The following is a 23,648-nucleotide window of genomic DNA, read 5'->3' as shown; positions in this document are numbered from 1 at the left end:
CGCTGACGGAGTAACTGATCCGGATGAATACTTAGAGATTGCGAAGAAAATCGGTTACGAAAACCTTGAACCTTCCCAGCAGCAATATGTCATTCAGCTTGAACAAGCAAAACAGATGGAAGAAGCCGGAGAAGTGACTTGGGATATTTTAAAAGGGGCTGGCGTCGGTCTTTATGATGTCGGGAAAGACACGGTAACCGGTTTATGGCAGCTGATCAGCAAACCTGATGAAGTTGTCGAAGGTATCATAGGGGCAGTTGCTCATCCAATTAACACGTATAATGCCATTTCAACAGCTATTGAGGAATCATATCAAAAGGATATGGTAAATGGAGATGCGTATTCCAGATCAAGATGGGTGACATATGCAATAGGTACAGTAGTTACCTCTGTAGTAGGCACAAAGGGAGCCGGTTCACTTACAAAAGCAGATGTAGCAGGAAAAGTCACCTCTAAAGTCAGTAAAGCAAGCCAGAAGCTGAAAGATGTCTCAATTGCTGATTTATTGCCATATAATCCTCGTTATGATGTTGTTCCGGCTGGAGGAGTTCCTTATAATGTAGTTAACAGTGAAAATTTAAAGAATCGTCTACTTCAATTAATAAAGTCAGCCAATCCTAGAACAAGGTTGCCCAGAAATCATGGGAGGTGGGAAGGGACTCCTGGTAACGGTAAATGGCACTCAGATAGACCAGACGTTAATGCAGTTACTAAAGGAGAACCAGTCACTTTTATAGATGGCAGACCGATTTTTACACCGTGGAGCAAAGGGACGATTAAGTTTAAACCAGGAGAACTGAAAGGTACTAAAAAGGATTTTCCAGCAGTTTATAAACGTATTCAAAAAATGAAAGGCTTTAAAACCCAAAAAGAAGCTGAAAAATGGCTGAAAGAAGTAGTTAGATTAACACCGCATCATTTAGACAATAACACCATCCAATTAATCCCTATGGATTTGCATGGTAATATACCACACGTGGGTTCGGCATCTGATTTAAGAGGAGGATTTTAAATGGGCTTACAGGCAATCAAGAAAAAAATGAGTGAATTTAATTTAGATATAAGACTTGATAAGAACATAAATTCTCATCAAGTCCTTAAAAAGTTTGAGGACGAAAATTCTTTCGATATAACAGATGATTATAAAGAGTTTCTCAATTTGTACGGGGAATGCTGGATAGAGGAAGATAATGTGCTTTTCCCTGTTTTAGAGGACAACCCACTAGCAGATAACGGTAATCTCCGGTTGGGATATTTCTACGGTCTTAATAACAATGATGCTAATATTATCAAATTAAAAGAGGATCTTTCAGAACAAATGCCGGACTGGATTATACCGATTGCTGATGGTGACGGAGGGGATCAAATTTGTCTTGGTGTGAAAGGAGAAGAAGCAGGGAAAGTTTATTTTTGGGATCATGAATTGACAAATGGAGTAAAAGACACATTTTTGGTCGCAAATTCTTTCTCTGACTTCATTCAAAGTCTGTTTATTGAAGAGGTATCAGATGAGGATGATGAAGACGATGGTATTTTATCTATTGAGCTAGATGATGATTTATTAAACAGTTAAGCAAAAGTATTGCAATTGTGATGAGGTAAGCAGGAGCAAGGATTCTCAATCAAAGTGAAAGTGGTTTAATCCATAAAGCAATAGTATTGCAAATACCATTTTTATGTGGTTATAATTAGTGTAGGTAATACAGTTATATGATTATTTGTGCATTTTGATTTGTGAAATGCATAAAATAAAAAGACCAGGGTGCTACCAACACCCCGGCTTTGTACAAAAAGCTGCCCATCAAAGGGCTTGCTCAGCGGTTATTCGTGATAGACCTCTTCAGGATTCCAGTCTCAAGGGAGGTCTATTTTTTATTTATATACGTCAACAGGGCGATTATAAACGACCCGAATGCAAGCATTAACATTAATGCCTGAAATGTTGACATAAGCATCACCCCCTTTCGTAGGGGATGAGCAAGACTCCCTTGAGTGAGCAAACTTAATGTACAGGAATCATTATACACTAATTCCAAATATATGTCTGTGATTGTAGGAAACAGATTACCAAGCTGAATCAGTCAATTGAAAATCAAAGTTTGATGATTAAGACAATATCATGTAACCTTTATTGTATAAGTGCTTCTAGGCTCTTATAATTTTAAATTGTTGAAATTAACTAAAGGAGAATCTGACGTTGGAATTTACTTTAGCTAAACAGGTTTTAAAGTTTTCATTAACAAGTGGCAAAAGGGCAGAAATAAATGTGCCTCCAGTGCTCAATAAACAAGACATTAAGATATTAAAAAGCCAATTAAGTGTTATGGAGATGCAAACAAAAATATCTAATGAAGATATGAAAAGAAAAAGGATTAGAAAAACGAAAATAAGCAGGATATAAAAAATAGCCCTTCATTTGCGTGATCCGAAAGGAAAACAATGCTTTAGGTTGGAGTTTTTAAGTGTGAAAATAAATTACTATGTCCCCCCTTACAAGCATACATTGTGATATGTAAGGGGGGGATTTTTCTTGCCTAGATACCGGAGCGCTCTTCGCAAGAGAGGGCCTTTGCCTTTTCGGTATGTGCTTCTGCTGTCGTTTACTTTTTTTATCATATCGACGGTCATCAGCCTTTGGATGATCAACTCCTCAATCAAACCAGTGCTGATGAACATAGGAGAAATGGAAACCAAACGGGTGGCGACAGAGGTCATTACGGAATCCATTGAAGAATACATGTCTCACAGCGACAATGTGAAAGATATGGTCGATATGAAAACGGATGAAAACGGAAAAGTCACAACGATGGATTTTAATACACAAATGGTCAACAGTATGAAGGCGAAAGTGACAAAGCAGCTCCAGGCTCATCTGAAGGAAGTGGAGTCGAACAATAAGCAGCATGAAACAGAAAAAGGCGCAAAAACGGCCGATGAAATTATGATTAACATCCCTTTAGGGCAGGTCACGGGAAACAGCATTCTCGGAAATCTCGGGCCGAAAATCCCCGTGCGCTTTAACCTGATCGGTGATGCGTTAACTGATGTGAAAACAAAAATAAAACCGTACGGCATCAACAATGCCCTGATTGATATCAGTATTTTTGTGGAAATTAAAGTGAAGGTCATTATTCCGTTTGCCAGTAAGACATCAGTCGTGACAAATAATATTCCGGTCTCCATTAAAGCGATTCAAGGAGAGGTGCCGCAGTTTTATAACGGAAGCGGCGGATCAGGTGTCACGCCTTCCATTCAGCTACCGAATGAAAAAAAGGAGAAATCCGGAGCCGATAAAGACAAATAAAGACACACAGCTGCCAGAAAAGAATGCGGCTGTGTGTTTACTTTTTCCTGCGGATTTCTTTTCGCTCTTGGAGATAATTCAATGCTTCGACTAGAGCAGCTCATAAAGGCTAGTGGATATTTAATGATTAGTCATTTCCAACAATTACATCGAACTATCGTTCTTATTTATATTGAATAAAGAACGTTTGTTCTGTTAATATTAGATCAATAAAGGAGTGATTCAAAATGCTTAGAGATCGAGGAACAATCAAATGGACTTCCATGATGCTTCCAGAACATTTAACACAACTAAAAAAGGACTTGTTAGATGTTTCGAAAATGGAGAAGCCATCTTTAGATGAACAACAAATTGAGGAGATTGACATCTTGGTTTCTGAAGCAATGGCATTGAATAAAGAACTGAAGTTTAAGCTCTTTAAAGAAGGGGTTGCTGAGGATTTAATCGGTACAGTCCAATATCTCAATTACGAACAACACAAATTACATGTAAAAGATCATCACGATAAAACCGTATACATCACCATGAATGACATCATAGGAGTTGCTTACAATGATTGATTACTCACAGTTTCCACGTAAAAATATACTTTGTGTAGATATGAAATCCTTTTATGCGTCGGTTTCAGCTGTAACAATGGGATTGAATCCAATGACATGTTATCTCGCTGTAGTCGGGAATACAGAAAGACAGGGAAGTGTTGTCTTAGCAGCATCTCCTGCACTTAAAAAAGATTATGGAATCAAGACTGGCTCCCGGTTATTTGAGATTCCAGATGATCCAAGAATTCACATAGTAAATCCGCAAATGAAACTTTTCATCAGAGTTTCAACTGAGATCACTAAATTGTTTTACAGGTTCGTTCCTGAAACATGTGTGCACACGTACTCAATTGATGAATCTTTTTTAGATGCAGGAAAAGAAAATCCAGAAGCCATGGCAGAGGCGATTCAGAGCAGTATGAAGAGAGAGTTCGGCTTAGTTTGTACTGTTGGTATTGGTGACAATATGCTACTGAGCAAGTTAGCTCTTGATTTAGAGAGCAAGAAAACAAAGAATGGGATAGCACGATGGAGGTACGAAGATGTTCCGAAAAAACTTTGGCGTGTTCATCCGTTATCTGAAATGTGGGGAATAGGAGGGAGGATGGAGAGGAATTTAAACAGGATGGGGATTTCAACTGTTGGTCAAGTAGCTAATTATCCATTAGAGCTGCTTGAAAAACGATTCGGCATTATGGGCAATCAGCTTTATTATCATGCTCATGGAATCGATCTTTCTGAAATTGGAGCTCCTTTGATGCAGGGACAGATTAGTTACGGGAAAAGTCAGATATTGCTTAGAGACTATACGAAGAAAGAGGATATCAAGGCGGTTCTCTTGGAGATTTGTGAAGAGGTTGCACGGAGAGCGCGAACGCATAATAAAGTAGGGCGTACGATCAGCTTAGGAATTGGTTACAGTAAAGATGAGTTCGGCGGTGGCTTTCACAGAGCTAAAACAATTGATCTTCCCACGAATATAACAATGGACATTTATCGATATTGCTTGATGCTTTTTGATAAATTCTATACAGGCAAAACGGTACGAAGTGTTTCAGTTACCTTATCCAATATTGAGGATGATGTAAATCAACAATTAAGTCTGTTTGAAAAAGATAATGAGAAGAGAAGAAAGCTTGGATTTGTTATGGACGGGATAAGAAACAAATACGGATCTAAAGCGATCTTACGAGCTGTTTCTTATACACCTGGAGGCACAGCTTTGCATAGAGCAGGTTTGACGGGTGGACATAAATCATGAGAACAGAGAGTCGTTCCCTCTGTTCTCCTTACAAAGTCATTAGTTTTTCACGTTTCGGCTCTTTCAGCAACCTTGAACGTATCATTTTGTTGTTGGAGATAGGAAGCACCCACTGTTCCGGCAACGCCGAATAATAGAACTGCACAAATAAATAGCTTAGTTTTCATATTGCTTCTCCCCTTTTGATTTGTCTTCTTGCTTCATTTGCCAAACGATAAAATTCAACTGCACCCCAAGCATCCTGTTTTCCAGTTAGAAAATCTGCTACAGAGACACCATAACTTTCCATGTCAGGGTATATACTTCTTTCTTTGAAGAACTCGAATGTTTTCCTAACTAAGTCTAAATCATAGTCCAAGAAAAGTCCTTTAACCATTTTTAACTTTTCAAGTACCATTTCATTGTTATGCCGTTCAGCCAACTGTTTGGCCTGTTCATAAAATCTTTTTGCGTTTTCAATGTCATTTTGCCTTCCCTTTAAGAAGGAGATAACAAATAATGTTTTAGCAGCGTAATCATGATTTTCCGGCTCAATGATTTGAAGTGACTTATTAAAGTGAAAAAATGCTTTATCAAGTTCTTCCATTTGATTATAACATAATCCAATATTAAACAGTGCTGAACGCATCAAATGCCCACGATTCTTTTCACTTTTGTTTAGCTCTACTGCTTCCTGATACGCTTTGTATGCTTGCTTTAAAGCTTCATCAAACTTCATACTGTCCAATAAATTACCAAATATGACGAACTGACAGCGTACCTTTTGTACCCCGTATGTAGGGTTACCGTCAATAACAGGTTGCTTTTTAAATATATCGTAAGCCCTCATGGCATAATTCATTGAAAAATAAGTCTGTTTCATGTGGTAATACACTTCTGACAATTTAAAATAAAATTCAGCTTTTTCAACTTCAATATCTTCGCTCTCAATTGAATCCAAATACCTCTCAGCTTGTCTATAGTGATTAAGGGAGAAAGCCAACTCCTTTTGTCTAAAATAGAACATGCCCATGAAAAAATAATAGTAATATTCGAGCATTCCTGTTAAGTTTTCATGACCTTCATATGCTTTTAACTCACCATAATTTTTCTCAATGTCTTTTATAGCGTTAGGGTACATATATGCCAACATTAGCTTATGTCTAAACTCAAGTAGGGAGTAGTATAGTAAAACATCTTGGTTTTCTTCCATAACTTTTATTTCCTGCATAACTTCTTTACGCATATCTTCTGCTCTACCGACCCAATTCTTTTTAATAGCCACATACCAATGATTCATCTTTGTTGCTACTAAATCATAAGGAATGACCTTTTCACTCTTCAAGTCCTAAACCCCTTTCATATCCATTTTATTATATAGTTGCATTAGAGGAAAGAAATGTAAAGGGGATTTGAGTGAAAATTAAAAACAAACCAATAATTTGATTGTGAACGAAACGAAAAAAATACCCTCCTCGTTAGAGAAGGGTACGTGATCAGTTTGCTGTTGCTTTCAGTGAGGCAAGCCACTCATCTAATGTTCCTGAGAAACCTTGTTGAACGGCTAATTCATATGCTGATTTTCCATCTTTACCGGCAGCGCCAGTAGCACCTTTAACCCCGGTTGCACCTGTAGCTCCAGTGTCGCCTTTTTCACCTTTTAATGATGCTAACCATTCCTCTACAGTTCCTGAAAAACCATTGTCTACTGCAATATCATAAGCAGACTTCCCAGTGACAATTGAGACATTAACCATTGGATTGAAGAAACTCATTTATGCGCCCCCAAAAAGTTATATGTTATTCCTGACTCAGAAATCTTGAAGCTTGTGATAGGTGAATCATGAGCGTCCATTTGAAAGCCTTGCCCAGCTCTTAAATAGATAGGAATTCCACCGTTGATTGATACATGACATTCCTGATCATTCGAAAAGCTGAACTTATAGAAGGAATATTTAATCGTCCAGGTTGCAGGTGGGGAAGGGATTACTTCATGGTTAGACGTTGACTTCTCAAGCATTGGACTCCCGATATATCCAGATCCTATTTGCATGATCAACAATCATTCCTTTCTTAATTAAAAACGAAAAAAGGGGAGATAAACTCCCCGAGTTATTTTGGTTCTTTGTATTCCATTGCTTGATCACTATCTGAGATACCTGTAGTGGTTGGATCCACTACAACCCCCATTGCAGTTAAAAACGTAAGTAAAGCATTAAATTTCTCAGTGAGATCATCGCTAAACACAGAAATGTCGTATCCAAATGCAGATGCAATTGCTTGTGCAAACAAAAGAGTTGCAGAGAAGATTGCAACCAGGAATGTTTTCTTTTTTAGTCTTACTTTCCAGTTAATTTTAGTCATTAAATCGTCTCCTTATATATTAGCTAATTTGGTGATATCAACACCAGCGATCTCTGCACCAAGCAGTAAGAGAATAATTAGAACTAAAATCTTTAATGTCTTGCCGAATGTTCCTTCTAATAAGTTTTGAAGCCACTTTGTTTGCGACTGATTAACTTGCTGAAATTCATTTCTTAGTCCAGCTATCTCAGTGGTGAACAAATTTTTTGTTTCAACAAGGTTTTTTTCCTGATTCTCAACAACAGTGGTAAGCCTAATGAGCGATTCACTTGTTGTTTTTTGTGTTTCTAACATGATTTTTCTATCTTCTGCTTGTTCTTTAAGACGTTCTTTTATATGAGCGACTTCGGTCTTTAAAACTTCATAATTTTCTTTTTCAGCCACAATGCAATCATCCTCCATAAAAAATAGGAGGTGATGTGACATTACCTCCTAAATAATCATTAATACACTTTGAGCTACAAATATCCTTAAAGATTTTTAAATATATTTAGATTTTTGACCCGAATTGTCCTGAGATGTAGCCGCGTTTACCTTTATAGATCACTTCCCAGTAACCTTTAGCATTGTTTGAACCTTTCACTGAGCCAGAAATGCTGAGTGTGTCACCTAGCTTTACAGTGCCGAGGTTCTTTGCTTTGTTTTTATCGGGTCTGTCCATAACGATTGCAGCGCTTTGTACACCGACAATTTTAATTTTGCCTACAGATTTGATACCACTGCTTTTAGGCTTAGAAGTGGATTTAGGCTTTGGGGTTGATTGTCCAAGTTCAGCATCACTTTTAATGTACTTCACATTTACGTAACCGCTGTATGTAGCAGCTTTAGAGTTTGTATATTTGATATATCCCCAACCATTTTGAGTTGATCCTTTTTGGTATTGGACAGTGGAGCCTTTAGGGAGGGTAAGTACGACAGAGGAGTTTGCATTGCGTTGAGTTCTCACATTGAGACTGTCAGCGATAACTGTGTTTTTAACATAAGAACCATTTGTTTTAACAATTTTTGTTGGCTTTGAAGATGAGGAGGAAGTATTTCCATCCAGTGCTTTTAATTCAGCAGCAATAGCAGCTTTAACAGCATTCCAACGTCCTTCATCTAGAACCCGATGCGGACAGTACTTACCAGACCAGTCTTGATGCTTTTTAACTCGATCCACGCCCCAATCACGTTCTTTAAGGAGTTGTGCAATAAACTTAATTGCCAACGCTTCAGCTTTTCTATAGCGTTCTCCGCCCGATTTAGAGTAGCAAACTTCTACACCAATAGAAGTCCGGTTTCCTGAATTCACACCTGAACCATCACCTGTATGCCATGCATTTCGATTTGTAGGAATCCCTTGAACAACCTCTTCATCATCGACTGCGAAGTGGTAAGAAACTTCATTGTTGTTGCCAATCATGTAACGAATTTCCGCGTCTGCAGATGCATCATTTGCTGTGTTATGAAATGTAATATAAGAGGCTGATAACGTATACGGACACTTAATAGAGTATTTGCTGGTTGAGACAAGATTTTCTCTTACTTGAATAGCCATATTGAACATCTCTCCTAAATTAAATTTGAGCACAAAAAAGAGAGAAGGGGACAAATCCCAATCTCTCTTTATCTCACGTATGCTCTTGTTATCTCTGTTTTTGAATGCTGTAAATTGAATAAAATTTATATTTTAACTAGAACATAACCACCTCCTTTAAAGAGGACACTAAATTAAACTGTGGGTGTTATTAAGCAAACAGCGACACCATATCCTCTTTCCTTTGTATAAGGTGTTGTTATTTTCATTACCGGATAACCTGAAGCATCAGAGGATTTTGATCCTTTTCCGGCTTTAGGTACAATTCTGTCGTCGTTTTGAACTGTTTCATCAATGCGAACGAATATCTGTCCAAACATACCGACTATATTCCATTCAGGACGCTCAGATCGTGGAACATATTCTTCATTGGCGTTGAAGTTGGGGTTTTCTTTTGGTAACCGTCTTATTTCTGTTCTTTGCATACCTTCTGAATCCACAAATGTTACATCCGTATCTTCATAAATAAGACCGCCGAACTCATTTTTGAGGTATCTTCCTTGCCAATTAAACAAAGACTCTCCGAGCACAATACCAGCTGTTTCAGATATAACCCCTAATACCTTGTCACCGAGATTCGCTTTCTTAATTTTGTCCCCATCAAGTGTGACCATATATCCGGTAGGAATTGCTCTTCCATCTGCAGATTCGAAATACTCCGCATAATCAGCAAATGTTGAAGCACCTTTAACCTGACCGGCTAAGGCAACATTTCCTCTCATCGCATCATGTTCTATTTTAATGTTCGAGGTGGAAGGGGTATCTGATGTTCCATATCCCCATATAGTGGTATAACCTTTTCTGTTTACTACAGATTGTGACCCAATAACAACCCTAGAAGATCCTGATCCTTCAATGGAGGAATTATTTGATGCAACAACCAATGAACGACTTCCTTCTGCAGTTGTTTTAGATCCTCCAGAGGACGCAATAACTGCATTACGTGGCCCTTCTGCTTTAGAACCGCCAGTTGTTGCAATAACGGCAGAAGCGTCACCAGTTGCTTGTCCGCCACCTGAAGATGCCATTACGACGCTAGTATTTGTTTTAGCGTAGCCGGAAGTCGTGGCAATCCGTGTACCACCTTTGAAATTATTCGGGATAAATGCGTAGGTTTTCCCGGCAATTTTACTGGGAGTAGCGTATTGTTCGCACATCGCAGCACTAATATTGACCTGGGAGTTAGTACAGTAAACACCTATCGAACCTGCTTTGTTTGTTCCCGTCATGTTAACATTATTAATATTGACTGAGTCAACTCTACTTCCCACAGCAATACCCACTAAAGCAGACTGGTTAATAGTTACATTCGAGATGTTTACATTGTCTGATTTTTGAGCTCCACCGATTACATAGATATCGTTACTTGCTGTTGTAAACCCTGAAACAGTGATGTTGCTTAGATTAATATTTTTGCTCTTATATTGAGTAGAGATTACTGTAGTATTCTTATAATCGTATGTCGGGTCGCCAATTGCATTGAAGTTTGATACGTTGACATTTCTATAAGCGGAAATGACAAGTGCGCGAGGATTTAAACCTTGATAAAGGTCACTGAAAATAGGATGTTGTGCAGTGCAGTTAACGACATTAATGTCAAATGCACTTGTGGAGATTTTTTCGGAGGCTAGGTGGAAGCCAATATGTCTAAAGTCGAAAGCGCGGATATCATTTTCGGAATAGCAGTTAATTAGGTTTACGTTTCTTGCTGCTGGTGCTCTGTTGTGAGCCTTAACTTCAAAACCTCTACAGTTTTTTCGGCTGTAACAGTTCACAAGCCATACGTTTTTAGAACCATCATCAATTTCAAAACCGTTTGAATTTGAAGCTCCTTTGCTGTGTGCAGACCCATTAGCGTCATAGGCGTAACAGTCAGTGAAGAAGATATAATCAGAATAGTGAGTTGTGAAGCCATCGTCCCCATAATTAGTTGCAGTACAATTTTCAATCCACACATATTTGCTACCGTTGGGTTGGTAATGTTCAGCTCCATCAGTGGAAGAATTCCAAACAGGGGAGCTTACATCAAAACCATGCACACCTGGATTACGAGCATTGACGTTATTGACCCGAACAAATTTAGAGTTAACAATGCCCACACAGTTCGCATTTGTTCCGTTTGTAATGGTGTTATCATTTTTATCTAAATTCCAGTCGAGGTCTAAGTATTCAATTAAGATAAATTCGTTTCCATTTGTGTAGTCACTATTGGTTAATACACAAGATGTTCCAGCAGCAGTTGGGTGAAGTTTGATAACAGACCCTGATCCAACACCATAAAGTCTGACATAAGAGGGGATGTGCAACCCTTGAACCATGTAAATCCCTGCCGGAACAAAAACCTCTCGTTTTCCACTTGCAAAGGCAGTTTTGAAAGCTTCAGTGTCATCAGTAACACCATCACCTTTAGCTCCAAAATCCTGAACATTGACACTTCGTCTGATAAATTCATTTAGGACTTTATCAACAATTGTTGCACCGGATGCAGGGATTTTTGAAATGTCTCCAATAGTGTTTGTGATATCTGTTAAGCCAGAATCGACTGTACTTATTACGTTTTTAATATCCTTAGAAGCTTTATCAAAAGCCTCTTGAATATCGTCTGCAGTATATCTAATATTATTTGATTTTAACCCTATAGCATCAATGGGTATCCATTGCTCTGTTTCTTCGTCCATATAACCCATTGTGTTTACGGGAATTAAATTGTCGTTCAATATATACTCCTCCTTATCCTTTTCTAATCCAAACCATACTTCCGTCAGGGGGTTCTACAGAAGGTTTTATCCTCATCTTTTTGGGAGCATTGTTCGTTCTCAACCATACTGACCTGATGTTGTAAGGCTCTACATAGCTAGAAACAATGTTGAAACCATCATACTTATCTGAGACGCTAATATTTATCCAGTCAAAACCATCCCATCGATATTCAATGCCTGTTTCTTTTACAGTGACAGTCCAACCAATTTGAGGGGAAGGATAAGTGCTTAATAAATCCTGATAGGTGTACACAAACGGCAAGTAAATCTTCCTAGTGTTCTCAACTACATACTCATAATCTGATGTTGCTTGTCTGCACCAATTTGTTATTTCAACACATCGCTTGGTGACACGTTCACATTCAGAAATACGTTCGTTGATACGAATAATGGCATCTTCAGCATCATCAATTAAGCCTTGAAGTGTTTCAATGACCATATTTCCTTGCCGTTTAATCCAAATCCTTGAGGCAGGGAAGAAGGATGCGCCTTCTCCTTGATATGTAAAAGTAAGTGATTTACCTTCATTTGAATCATTGAAAAAGACAACCCCCATAAGGTAATCAACCTTAAAGTAGTTGTCTTCTAATTCACCATCTTCAATTTCTCGCCATTCTTTACTGTCGCCACTAACCTCGACCCTGTACTCACGGTTAGGTACTTCTGTAAGTAAGACTCGACCATTGTAAACAGTTAAAGTTTCACTGTAGCTTAAATAAGGGTCATCGATTGAGCCCTTCCTTTTTTGAGAAAGGGTGGGGTCGTTATAGAGCTGAGGAAAATCCAAACTAAATTCACCGTCCTTTCTTATTGTGTAATTGATTTGAGCAATTCTTCTAAGTGTGCGACTCTCTCTTCTAAGCTCTGCAGTCTGCCCTTTGTACCACCTAATGTTTGTCCTCTAATAATGGATTCAGTTTTCCTGCCAATTACGTTGTACACAGACTTCTCATCTGAAATTGCGTATATAGAATACCCTTGCCACCAATCTTGAGCTTGAAAAACTCTAACCCATGCTTCAAACCAATTCGCCTGAATTGATTCATTGTATTCCCCTAGGTCACCGAATGCGTTATGGGGCTGTTCAGGAGAGTTACTGTAAGGTGGGATGCCAAGCTCACCAAAGAAGATCGGCTTATTCCATTTATCATAAAATGCTTTGATTTCCTTGAATATATTCTGTCCTCGTCCGTATAACGGTACGCTATAAATAGCATCAATTAACTGATCTACAGATGGATTACGGTTATCAGTCAATTCAAAATAAGCTGCTATTGCAATAATATCGACTAGTCCAAATATAGGATTGTTCAGCTTTTTGTTATACGCGGCAATCGTTTCGGGAGCCCAATTAGCGGTCACCCAATAATTTGTCCGGTAGAGTATCTTGCCTGGGAATAGACTCCTAAGGCCCGTAATAATTGATTTCCACTTTTCTGTTGAATCTTCCATGTGAACTAAGTTTGAAGCAATGTATAAACCGTCTAATTTAAATTGCTCGCATTTTTTAGCGAAGTCTTGAAGGATGTTATTCCATGCTGCGAACCATTGGTCTAGATTAGAAGGAATCCAATCTGTTTCAGCTATCGTTCCATTTGCGATGAAGGGATACGGTTCCAAAATAATGTTGTATCCATCATTTTTGAGTTTAGGGATCATATCCCACGCTTCGTTATAAGTGTAGTCCACAACAGTTGGATTTGAGTCTGAAGCATCCACAGCATTAATAAGGATAGGAATAGTGATTGTATTTAAATTTAAAACAGTTGAGTCATAACTAACATCGGCATAATATTTACGGCCGAAAGCTGAAACATTTCCGCCTTTCCATTTTAGGGGATTGACCAAAAGGTTATTGAGTTCAATGTTTTGAACACGACTATCATAGTCGGAGAGCTTAGTGTCAACTTGTGCTGCTGTGGTTTCAACTAATTCGGCAGTTTTTTGATCACTGGAAACCCATTTTTCGCCGTCGTAAGATGAAACAACACCGGTAACCGTATTAGTCCATAAATCGTTTGCTTCAGGTTCTTCAGGTTCAGTTGAGGAGACAGTGTATTTCGAACCATTAAGCTTGCCCTTGACTTCTACAGTAGGAGAAGGGAGGTAGGGGTTTTCGTTTGGATGAAGGGATTTTACGATGTCAGATCCGATAAACTGGGTTATTTCAATATCTGCATCAACTCGTCGATAGGCTTGAATACCAATTGTGTAGTACATATTGGAGGGGAGTCCTGTAAATGTAGTAGCTCGTTTGTCATACTTTACATTCTTCAGGTCTTCACTTGCCATTTTTGAGCCGAAAACGTACTCTTCATTTTTGCTGCTTCCATGCAGATATATTTCAAAACCATCAATATTGTATTGATCTTCGTCTGATTCAACATAGTCCCATTGGAAAGTTACATCAACAGAACCATCATCATTGGTCGTATGAGAAATAGCAGTGCCGTCCTTTGCAATAATAGGGGAGGCGGGTTTAACAGCAATCCTGTCATTACGTCGGTTGAAGTTTTCAGTAACCTCATCGTACTTGATTTTCCTTTTGTTTGTCTCAGTGCTGATTTTATTTGTTCGATAAACTGTTTTGAGCATGTTCTCAAAATCCGATGAAGCTCGTTTACCGTTTGAAACTGTAACGCTTAAGTTGGACTGTTCAAAATCAATCGAAATAGCTGTTATTGTTGCTTTTACATCGGTATAGAAGCTTTTCTGTTGTACCCTTACGATGTCGCCAAGAGAAAACCTGTCCCAGTTATGTTTTTCACTAATGCAATTGAAAAAGTTCACTAAACCTAATGTAAGATTTACAGCTGGTGCATTTCGGTTTTCAAGTTCTTCGTTTGCAGCATCATATAGTTCATTCTCATCAAAGATACTGTCATTAGACCATTCTGCTGTAATAATGTATTTTGAAAGTTCCTTCTGGAGATCAGTGCTGAAGTTCTTTTCAAAAGACAGTTTATCTTTAAGGGCGGTAATCTGTGTTGAAATTTGTGCAATAGAAGCTTGTATTGCTTTAATTTCTTCTTTTTTTGATTCAACTTCTTTTGATTTAGCATCTCTTTGCTTTATTAAATCAGTAGTATCATCGCCGGCTTTACTTGCAACTGTAATCCTGTCCAATATCTTTTGGAAATCAAGCTGCAACGTATATAGGTCATTATTCGATGATGTTTCTTTTTCCTCGGCTTTCTTTTTCTCATCTAAAAGCTTGTAGAAAGAGCTGCCTTCTTTATTAACCAGGTCATTGTAATCTAAAATTGCATGACAAAGAGCATCAGACATGTAATTGCTTCTTTGAATTACATTTCGCTCCTGATCACGCTGGAAAGGGTAGAGGAAGTACGAAAAATCGTCTATGTATGATTGTCCGGTTGGATTTACGGAGTTGATGCTTAATCCATCTTTGCCTGTAGCATAAATCCTTGTAACGACATCATCCATATCCTCAATGTCATCCAGAGAAATCATATATTGGGCAGGGCTTATATTGAGACCCTTGTATTTAGACACATCAGATTCTTTGTAAAAATCAACAGTACAGTCAATTGTATTAAAAACAGGAACTGCTTCGAATTTCTCACAAATCGAATACATAAAATCAAGCTTGTTTGAAGAAGAAATATCAAACTGTCTGTATTTTAAATTGAAGAGGGGATCAATAAAACCGATAGACCATTCAGTATTTTTTAGGCAGTCGGTAGCGACCTCTTTAAGGTTTTTCGAAGTTTCTTCATACTTAATGACACCTTGCTTAGAAAGTACATATTGAAGTGATTTGCATTCAACCTGGATAGTGTCCATATCATTGCTGTATGATTTGGTTTTCTTGACTACTGTAAACCAGATTGTAAGTCCATAAAATTCTGATTTTATTAAGTACCAAGGTCTCAATAGATCAACAATATGATTCCGTTTATTTACACCATCGTAAGTAGCAGTTAAAGGGATTGAGAATGTTAATTCGTGTACATTGCTGCCGTGATTGAGCGTTATCATAGGGTTGATTACTTCATCAATATTTGCGATCTTTGTTTTATTTGGTTTGGCTAGGGAAAGACGAATATCTTTAATTTCCGTATCTTTACGAATTGTAATCAAATGTCTAACCCCCTCCTATAAATACTTGTATCTAAATGAAAATCTTAATTTGCATTTCCCTGTAACCTTTAATCTGTTCCTTCCAAAGCCCAATCTCAAGTACTGGTCATTAAAATCATCGTAGCGTTCATTCTCATAAAAATTGGACTCGATAATTTCTTTTTCACCGTTTATTTTTAAGAGTTCTTTATCTTTCAAGTTGCTGAATACGAATGGTTCCGAGAAATCACTGAGATTTTCGATTTTTATGTCACCATCACCAATTTTCAATATTTCTAAAGAGGGGAAGATGTTTACATCGCCTTTATTATGCAACTCAACAATTTCAGTACCAGAGGATATATCAAATGCATGAGTGATTGCATTTCGACTGTAAGCGTAAGGGGAGTTGCATTTCATAGTTAACCGGACATATCCATTACGAGCGGCATTATGAACCAAATCAGATGTGTCTACAGGCATTGCATAATAAACGATATCAATGTTTTGGCTAAACGCAAAAGGCTTGTAATCATCTACACTTAGCCAACGTTTAATTGCTCGTACATTCTTTTCATCAAAGTGATCACCGAGATAAAAATTCAATGGGAATTGCTTAGGTTCCTGTTTAACGCCTTCAGTGTAGGGCTCAGGCCGACCCTTTACATAAGTTTCATTAACTGTTCTTGAGCCTAAAAACGCTTCTTCAACCAAGCCTGAATCAGTGTTAACATTTGTGACGCCATAGTCACTTGATTTTTCGTCATTAAATAAAAAATAGAGGCTTTCTCTAATCAATTTTTATCACCTCAAAATAAGAAGAGCCAGCATATACACTGGCTCATGAGTTGTTGAAATTTATGCCCTTGTTTTTAAGACCATTTGCAAATTTATTGAATACAAAATCAGCTGTTTTCTGAGGATTTCCTGATTCGTTAATGGTGAATTCAACTTTAAAATCATTGTTGTTTACAGTGCCGTTTACTGACTTAGCTGCATCTGGTGGGGAAGAGAGGTTTTGAATACTCGGTACCAAACTATTAGAAAGACTCGATTGATTAATATTCGGAATTATTGATGGGATAGTGGTGATTCCTTTGTTAATCAAGGCTGCTAATTTCCCACCTTGACCCCATTTAGGTGCCTCTTCACTTGGAGTATTGTTCTCACGTACAGCTTTTACTGTATCCAAGATATTTGCAGTGTCGGTTTTATTAAGGATGAGCTCTTTATCGTGTAGGAAGGCGAGCTTACCTGCGCCGAGTCCTGTTCCTGTGTATCCACCCGATGCAAAAGAAGATACCTTTTTTCCAGTTTTATTACCCTTGGTCACAGTATTAAGGGCGTCAGAAGCTTCTTTAAGCTTGTCAATCAGGTTATTAGAAATACTCTTACCGATGGACTCCATATTGCTGTTAATGAACTTAGAGAATTCATTCAGTTGCTTAGCAATATCAGTAATCTTCCCATCCATTAGCTTTTTCTCAAGTTCCTTAAATCCACGTTCATCATTAACGAGATCATCATATTTCTTGTTAATTGAATCTTCATCTTTTTGAAGCTGATCTTGTAACGATTCTTTTCGCTTACTGTTTTCACGATCTTTAAGAAACTCATCTAATGCTTCTTGTTGTTCTTGAAGTTGCTTTTCTAAGTCTTTAACCTGTGATTTTGCTTCATCTGAGTCATCAAGGGATAGTTTGTTTAGCTTATCTTTGGTTTCCTGAATAGCCTGATTCTTTTCTTTGAGCTCTTTTTGGTATTTAGCCTCATCATCAGTTTTATCGATCTCATCAATCAAGTCTTGTGTTGCTTTTTGGTGCGCTTTTAATTCAATATCACGCATCTTTTCGTACATCTCTTTGTATATAGAGACAACTTCATCAGCAAGAGATTTGTACACATCTTTAATTGATTTCTTTGTGTTGTATAGCTCTAGATTGTAATCCTTCTGCTTGTCTTTCCAGTTCTCTATCTCTTCAGTAATTTGTTTCTGAATATCAGGGAACCCTTTAGCAGCTTTCTTTTGAGCTTCCAACTGTTTGATATACTTCTTCGCTTCAGTCTGTTGCTGTTGAATAAGCTTAATCTGTTGGCTATAATATTTAACCTTGTCTTTATCTTCCTCGGTCATGGATATTTTGTTGCTAACATCTTTAAGCTTAGATTCAGTTTTCTTGGTTGATTTCTCAATACCGTTAAGCGTTTCATCAACTTTAGATTGGATGAGCTGTCCCTGAAGTTCTCTTACTTCTTCTTGGAAATTGATGAGATCAATCTTAGCTTGTTTTAATTCTTCAGCAAGTTGCGCTCTTTGGGCAGAGTTCAGAGTTTTGTTTGTTTTGATTTCTTTTTCAATAAAAGAAACCTTCTGACTCTGAATTTTTTGCTGTTCAGTTAAAGCTTTTTTCTGATCGTTTGTATACTTGCGGAATTCTTTGCTGTCGCTTAGGTAATGACTAGCGAGCGCTTTGTCTTTAGCGATTCTTACATCAAAATCACCAATACGCTTGTCATATTCATCAAGTTTCGATTGAACGATCTCATATCTGAGCTCTTGTATCTGATCGTTTACTGAGTCAATATCACCTTGGAGGGAGAGGAGGTCGGATTTAGCTTGTGCTATTGCTTGTTGTCGTTCTGCTTCAGCTTGGGATGCATCTGAAATAGATGTACCGACACCTTTTAAATACTTCTCAGGGTCAACCGTCTTTCCGTTTTCCTCAATTTGAAGATGAAGGTGATTTCCTGTTGAATTGCCCGTACTGCCAACTTTACCAATGGTCTGGCCAGCTTTAACAGTTTGACCGGCTTTAACAGAAGGGGTATCAAGCATATGCATATACTTAGCAACTTTTCCGTCATCCTGCTGAATAACAACCCAGTTACCAGCAGTTTTACTATAACCAGCAATTTGAACTTTTCCACTTTGAACCGATTTAATTGCAGTTCCAGCTTTCGCTGCGAAGTCGATACCTTTATGTGGAGTTGATCGGTAAGCGCCATCTTGTGCACCATACTTAGAACTTATTCTAAAAGCGCTGTTCTTCGTGTAGTAGCTTGCAATGGAGGAATTAGCAGAAGTCATTGACTTGGTGTAGTTTGACATGATCTTCTGAACATAATTCTGCGTTTCTTTGAAAGGAGGGATGCCACCGTATTTAATTACATTTCCAGGCCCTGCGTTATAAGCAGCAAGTGCTTTCTCAACATTGCCACCAAATTTGCTTAGCTGTTGGGCTAAATATTTCGTACCACCCATAATGCTCTGATAAGGATCATAAACATTGTTTACGCCTAAGCTTTTAGCAGTGGATGGCATCAACTGCATCAAACCAGCAGCTCCAGCTCCAGAACGAGCTCTTGCATTGAATCCTGATTCTTGTTGGATTACAGCTGCAATTAGAGCTGGATCAACACCGTATTTGCTTGCGGCAGAATTAATGTAGCTGGAGTATTTACCGGAGTAAGACCCGCCACCGGAAGAATAAGAACTACCAGAAGATGAACCAGAGGAGAGGGAAGAGGTAACTATACCGTATTGTGCAATGTTCCCTGACTTAATTTGATCCTTGAGGAGTTTGGCTTGCTCCTGCATAAGCTTTTTCTTTTGTTGAAGAGCTTTAATTTCTTTCTGTAGGGCATTTCGATAACTTTGAGAATACTTTGGATAGTCGTTTACTTGCTTATTGTACTTTTCGACTTCAGCATTAACTTTCTCCAGAGCTTCCTTGTATTTATCAGCCACATACATAGATGTTTTAATTTCCTCAGAGGCTTTATCACTAGAAGAAGAAAGGTCGTCAAGAGATGTTCCTGTTTCGGATAGGGAAGTTGAAGCCAAATCGGCTAGTTTATCAAGCTCTTTAAGCTGATCGGTGATATCAGTGACCTGGTTTAAATCATCCTGTGTTTTCGGTAGGAACTGCAGCGCACCACTGTTCCCTTTTTTAAGTTCATCGTATATCTTTTTCTTGTTGTCTTCAAGCTCAGACTTCATTTTATAAGCGTCTTGAACAGTCTTGATCGCCTTGACTTCAGACTTATACATGTTAATCTTTTTATTTAATGCATTAGCCTGATTAATTAGATCTTGTCTTACAGATTGTTGCATATCATTGTAAGCTTTGAGTTTTGTGTCCCGAAGCTTAACAACTGCATTTCTGTTGATTTTTACAACACCATTTTCAACTGAAATTGCATCAGCAAGATCATGTTCTTTCTGAATTAACTTCATGGCTTCTGTTGCAGATATGCTTTTACCTTCAGACATTTTTTCAAGGAGGTTATTTAAAGGGGAGATACTGTCAGACATAGTGTCATAAGCTTCATTTTGAATAGCAGATATAGCAGCATCATTTTGCTTCGATTCAACTAAATCATCGATGATTCCTTTAATTGCTTCAAAATCACCTTTAGCTTCTTTGAGCTTGTCAGATAAATTCCCGACTTGCTCACCTAATGCATCTACACCTTCACCATTTTCATCCCATGTTACTTTTGCAGTTTTTGCTGAATCATTTGTAGAGTCAATGGCTTCCTTTAGATTGTCATAAGAGAGAACCAAGCCATTATTCTTGTTTTCACCAGTCATGTATTGATTGACGAGTTCTTCAAGGCTCTTAGATGCGGAAGCAAATCCGCCTTTATCACCAGAGTTCAGTGCCTCTTGTATTCTTACCAAGTCATTAGAAACAGTTTTAGAAAAGGAGGTTAGTTCATCAGCACTTAGCTTAGTAAAATCAATTTTGCTAAATGCATCGTTAATGTCTTTCTTTATATTTGGGTCAATTTTTATTGAGTTGTAAGCATCAACCGTTTTCTGAACTTGTTCCCTTATCTCAATCTGAACACCAGATAGACTTTGGCCTAGTCTTTTGGCTTCTTGTTCTGCTTTAACACCTGCATTTTTGTAATCATCGTTACTAGAAAAAGGATTCTCCAGGAAAGACCAAACAGTTTTACCTTTTGAGTACGTATCTGCCATTTTCTCATACTGGTTGATCTGATCTTTTAATTTGTCAAATTCTTTGAGCTGGTCTTTGAAATCACTTTTGGTGCTTGTTTTGATGTCTTCTTTGTTTAATTCGGCTAAGTCTTTGGTGTACTTAATAGCATCCTTTAATGCCTCATTATTTTTGATAATAGCATTGCCCTGAGAATCATAACCGGAAACCAGCATAGGAAATGTTTGTGCTAATTGCTGCGTTACTTGTAAATATTCTTGTTCTTTTTCAGATGATAAAGAACCTGCTTCCTTAGCTTTTTGAAGGTCTTGATATTGGCTTATTAGTTTGTCTGTTTCATCTTTATTAGTTGTAATTGCTTCAATGCTTGTAGACTTTGATTGCTCAAAATCCTCTTTAGCTTGTTTTAGTTTTGAATAAGATGAAATGAGTTTTTCAATTACTACACCAAGTCCAATCATTGCGGCCATTGGAAGAAAACTACCTGCTAAGAATGCTCCAGTAGTCATTGCTACTTTTTTAAGCCCGGCTAGTGACGTACTAAACGCTGTTACAATTCTATTCCAAATAACTGTTTTGGCAGACGCAGTAGTTACACCTACAGTTACAGCATTAAAGTTGAGCGCTAAATTCTTAAGGGTAGCTCCCATTGCCATTCCTGAGGTAAGTGCACTTGTACGGAGGGAAGTGTTGAAAAGCATAACTGCAGCTGTAGCGGCTCCTATAACTTGGGGAAGAAGTCCAACTGATTTAGTTATTTGGGCACTTATTTGCATTAAACCTTTAAGCGCATCTGCAAAAACAACAATGCTATCTGATATGAAAGCTTCACTTGAGGCAACCGACATTTCTGTAAATGCATTTGACAACCTGTTTAATCTTGCCTGTAAGCTGTCTGCGTATTTCTGTTGCTCGCTCCATGCACTCCCAGCGGAATTAGCGGCAGTCGTTGCGGCATTCTGGGCAATAGAGAAATTATTCATCATTGCATTAAATCTTGAAAGCTGATAAATACCGGCTACGCCTATTGAGGTATTTTGCTTTTGAGCATCACTCAAAGTGTCCCATTTTTCTGCAACTTCGCCGATAAGGTCACTTGCTGACTTAGCTTCTCCACCCGCAGTCTTTACAGAAATTCCGATCTGTTCTAAGGCTTTAATTGAGCTATCATTGTTTCCAATTCGTGCGAAAATCGTCTTTAATGAGTTACCAACAATGTTTCCTGATTCACGAGTGGTACTTCCAATTGCTGTAGTGTATCCAATTAAATCATTTAATTCAACACCAAAAGTAGAAGCAGTACTTCCTGCTTTTCGAATTGAGTTGGCTAGATCAAGAGTGGTTACAGCATAGTTGTTATCTACTTCATTTAGCTTATCTGCGACTGAAATAGAATCATTAGCTGCAATATTGAAGTTTAACATTGCGGCAGTTAAAGTGTTAACTGTGTCGTCAGGAGTCAAGTCAGAGACGTTTTGAAGTACCTGAGCGGTTTTTGTTAGAGTGGACAGTTCACTTTCATCGAACCCCATTCGCCCGAAATCGCCAGTCATTTGGAGTATGTCAGTGATCTTGTTTGAAAGGGTGTCTCCTAGGTTTATTGATTCCTCGAGTAGCTCATTGTACTTATAATCAGGCTCATTCATCACACGTCTGATGTTTGTCATTAGAGTATCAATTTCAACAGCCTGAGATACCATTTCCTTGAGTCCAGATATAGCGCCGTAGAACAAAGAACCAGAGATTAAATATGTAGACATACTTTTGAAAGCTTGCGTTAGCTCCGCACCAAAAGACGAGGCTTGACTAGCTGCTGCTTGCGCATTTGAAGTCAATTCCCTGTATTGCATGTTCAAGCTTTGCATTTGAGCTCTGATATTGCTTCCGCCGGCACTTACATTAAGGCTATTAACTGCATTGAGGTACTCTTGGATAGCTTGTCTATTTCCAGCGCCCATCGTATCGCCATAACGCGTATTAAGGTTTTGTGCGTTTACCTGCGCTTGGCGTTGATAAAGCTCAATAGTTTTTCGGAGTTCATTATTTTTAGCCACAGCAGCAGACTTATCATCGAGCATTTTAATTCTGTTTTGTAATGCTTCAATTTGTTGTGCTGTTTGAGCAGTATTTAATTTCCGTCCAAGGGAAGAGAGGGTGGTGTCAGTTACAATTCCTTGCTGTCTAAGTTTTTCTAAATCCAGCTTTAATTGTTCAATAGCTTTTCGTTGCTGATCATAATTCGTTGTAACTTTTGCCGTTGTAGCGTTTGTTTTTGGGTCAGTTGTATAGGTAATATCGTCAAAGCCATTGCGGTTCTTTTGAGTAACCCTCGTCGTTTGTCCTTGAGCATTCTTTTGCTCTGTTTTCTTCTGTGCCTGACCAAGCTTTTCTGTCGCTTGAGCAAGCCTGTTAACTTCTTGCGTTTGTTCACGTAATGATTGATTACGATTGTCTATGGTCTTTGTTTCTCGCTGAATGATTTCGCCATTTTTCTTATATTGCTGCGTCAGCTTTTCGACAGTGCCATCGGCATTTCTGGTAACCGTTGTGGTTTCTTTAACTGTTTGATTGAAGGATTTGAGATGTTTTTGATAAGTGTCAACTGCAGAGGAGAAATCGTTGAGAGTCTTTAAAGCAGAGGCATCAATATTGGTCTTTAAATTGAGGGAACGAAGCTTTTTCTCTAGAGATTTAATTTGCTGATTTAACTGTTCGACAGTTTTTGAAGAAGTATCAGCTTTAGGTGTGAGTATGATCTTTAAATTTTGACTCAAATATAGGTCACATCCTTTCGAATAGGGGAGAGTGATTTT

The 23,648-nt window shown here is 38.2% G+C and carries 17 protein-coding genes; 6 read left to right on the top strand and 11 right to left on the bottom strand.

Annotated elements, in window-relative coordinates:
- The coding region (locus NQS30_RS11955) for an Arm DNA-binding domain-containing protein (protein WP_350322291.1) at positions 1-1,012 on the top strand (1,012 nt) is incomplete at its 5' end.
- On the top strand, positions 1,013-1,573 hold the full coding sequence (locus NQS30_RS11950) for an SMI1/KNR4 family protein (RefSeq protein ID WP_218791649.1): 561 nt from the start codon (positions 1,013-1,015) through the stop codon (positions 1,571-1,573).
- Between the two features lie 292 nt (positions 1,574-1,865).
- Here NQS30_RS11950 and NQS30_RS11945 read toward each other — a convergent pair whose 3' ends face one another.
- Positions 1,866-1,955: a putative holin-like toxin gene (locus tag NQS30_RS11945; protein ID WP_076982784.1), complete on the bottom strand. Its 90-nt coding sequence runs from the start codon at positions 1,953-1,955 to the stop codon at positions 1,866-1,868.
- A 242-nt stretch (positions 1,956-2,197) separates the two neighbouring features.
- Here NQS30_RS11945 and NQS30_RS11940 point away from each other — a divergent pair, with 242 nt between their 5' ends.
- The 4 genes from NQS30_RS11940 to NQS30_RS11925 all read left to right on the top strand — a co-directional run bounded on the left by NQS30_RS11940 (position 2,198) and on the right by NQS30_RS11925 (position 5,107).
- Positions 2,198-2,401 (top strand): hypothetical protein, encoded by a 204-nt coding sequence (locus NQS30_RS11940; RefSeq protein ID WP_021493638.1) that lies wholly within the window; start codon positions 2,198-2,200, stop codon positions 2,399-2,401.
- Positions 2,402-2,530: 129 nt separating this feature from the next.
- The gene (gene yunB, locus NQS30_RS11935) at positions 2,531-3,304 is read left to right on the top strand and encodes a sporulation protein YunB (RefSeq protein ID WP_218791650.1); all 774 of its coding nucleotides are present in this window, start codon (positions 2,531-2,533) and stop codon (positions 3,302-3,304) included.
- 227 nt (positions 3,305-3,531) lie between these two features.
- Positions 3,532-3,864 carry a YolD-like family protein gene (locus NQS30_RS11930; RefSeq protein WP_122504362.1) on the top strand — a complete coding sequence of 111 codons (333 nt, stop codon included), beginning with the start codon at positions 3,532-3,534 and terminating at the stop codon, positions 3,862-3,864.
- Entirely contained in the window at positions 3,857-5,107 is a 1,251-nt protein-coding gene (locus NQS30_RS11925) for a Y-family DNA polymerase (RefSeq protein WP_218791651.1), read from the top strand. Before NQS30_RS11930 ends, NQS30_RS11925 begins: the two co-directional genes overlap by 8 nt.
- 163 nt (positions 5,108-5,270) lie before the next feature.
- On the opposite strand, the gene NQS30_RS11920 is transcribed toward NQS30_RS11925, so the two are convergent.
- The 10 genes from NQS30_RS11920 to NQS30_RS11875 all read right to left on the bottom strand — a co-directional run bounded on the left by NQS30_RS11920 (position 5,271) and on the right by NQS30_RS11875 (position 23,609).
- Positions 5,271-6,431, bottom strand: coding sequence for a response regulator aspartate phosphatase (locus NQS30_RS11920; protein WP_218791652.1), 1,161 nt, complete (start codon positions 6,429-6,431; stop codon positions 5,271-5,273).
- A gap of 151 nt (positions 6,432-6,582) precedes the next feature.
- Positions 6,583-6,861: a hypothetical protein gene (locus tag NQS30_RS11915; RefSeq protein WP_022553060.1), complete on the bottom strand. Its 279-nt coding sequence runs from the start codon at positions 6,859-6,861 to the stop codon at positions 6,583-6,585.
- A gap of 337 nt (positions 6,862-7,198) precedes the next feature.
- The gene (locus NQS30_RS11910; RefSeq protein WP_218791653.1) at positions 7,199-7,450 is read right to left on the bottom strand and encodes a phage holin; all 252 of its coding nucleotides are present in this window, start codon (positions 7,448-7,450) and stop codon (positions 7,199-7,201) included.
- Positions 7,451-7,462: 12 nt separating this feature from the next.
- Entirely contained in the window at positions 7,463-7,834 is a 372-nt protein-coding gene (locus tag NQS30_RS11905) for a hypothetical protein (RefSeq protein WP_232603452.1), read from the bottom strand.
- A 106-nt stretch (positions 7,835-7,940) separates the two neighbouring features.
- On the bottom strand, positions 7,941-8,987 hold the full coding sequence (locus tag NQS30_RS11900) for an N-acetylmuramoyl-L-alanine amidase (RefSeq protein WP_218791655.1): 1,047 nt from the start codon (positions 8,985-8,987) through the stop codon (positions 7,941-7,943).
- Positions 8,988-9,160: 173 nt separating this feature from the next.
- Positions 9,161-11,743: a peptidase G2 autoproteolytic cleavage domain-containing protein gene (locus NQS30_RS11895; protein WP_232603453.1), complete on the bottom strand. Its 2,583-nt coding sequence runs from the start codon at positions 11,741-11,743 to the stop codon at positions 9,161-9,163.
- 13 nt (positions 11,744-11,756) lie between these two features.
- A complete protein-coding gene (locus NQS30_RS11890; protein WP_124692885.1) occupies positions 11,757-12,572 on the bottom strand; it encodes a hypothetical protein in 816 nt (271 codons plus the stop codon).
- A 20-nt stretch (positions 12,573-12,592) separates the two neighbouring features.
- Positions 12,593-15,889, bottom strand: coding sequence for a DUF7359 domain-containing protein (locus NQS30_RS11885; protein ID WP_232603454.1), 3,297 nt, complete (start codon positions 15,887-15,889; stop codon positions 12,593-12,595).
- A gap of 15 nt (positions 15,890-15,904) precedes the next feature.
- Positions 15,905-16,666, bottom strand: coding sequence for a phage tail domain-containing protein (locus NQS30_RS11880; RefSeq protein ID WP_108490756.1), 762 nt, complete (start codon positions 16,664-16,666; stop codon positions 15,905-15,907).
- Positions 16,667-16,709: 43 nt separating this feature from the next.
- Complete coding sequence (locus NQS30_RS11875; protein WP_218791656.1) at positions 16,710-23,609, bottom strand: phage tail tape measure protein; 6,900 nt, start codon at positions 23,607-23,609, stop codon at positions 16,710-16,712.
- Between the last annotated feature and the right edge of the window lie 39 nt (positions 23,610-23,648).

Origin of the sequence: Bacillus sp. B1(2022), from assembly GCF_040259625.1 — a bacterium.
In the GTDB taxonomy this organism is placed as follows: Bacteria; Bacillota; Bacilli; order Bacillales; family Bacillaceae; genus Bacillus; species Bacillus velezensis.
The sequence above is the reverse complement of the archived record's forward strand: the minus strand, read 5'-3'. Positions and strand labels throughout refer to the sequence as shown.